This window comes from Pseudomonas sp. 2822-17, assembly GCF_002742485.1.
In the GTDB taxonomy this organism is placed as follows: domain Bacteria; phylum Pseudomonadota; class Gammaproteobacteria; order Pseudomonadales; family Pseudomonadaceae; genus Aquipseudomonas; species Aquipseudomonas cyclaminis.
This window is the reverse complement of the sequence record NZ_LJRZ01000485.1, coordinates 1-261: the sequence shown is the minus strand read 5'-3', so window position 1 is coordinate 261 and position 261 is coordinate 1. Positions and strand designations below refer to the sequence as shown.

The 261-nt window shown below is 37.2% G+C and carries 1 pseudogene; it reads left to right on the top strand.

The annotated features are described in order from the left end of the window. Positions 1-261: pseudogene (locus AOA60_RS18340) on the top strand (succinate dehydrogenase); the annotation flags it as partial.

The window sequence follows — 261 nt, the reverse complement described above, 5'->3', positions numbered from 1 at the left end:
GTTTGGGATACAAGAATTCAAAAAGCATTCGGTCCAAAAGTAAACTTCGATATGATGGCAAACATTGTAGACAACCCAATTGCATTAGCGCTATACATTATTTCCATTCTTGCAGCATCATTTCACTTAGCTAATGGGTTATGGTCTTTTGCTGTAACTTGGGGAATTACAATCTCACCTCGCTCTCAACAAATCGCAACATACGTAACTATGGCAATTTTTATTGTTATGTCCTATATAGGAATCCGAGCAATCTTAGCA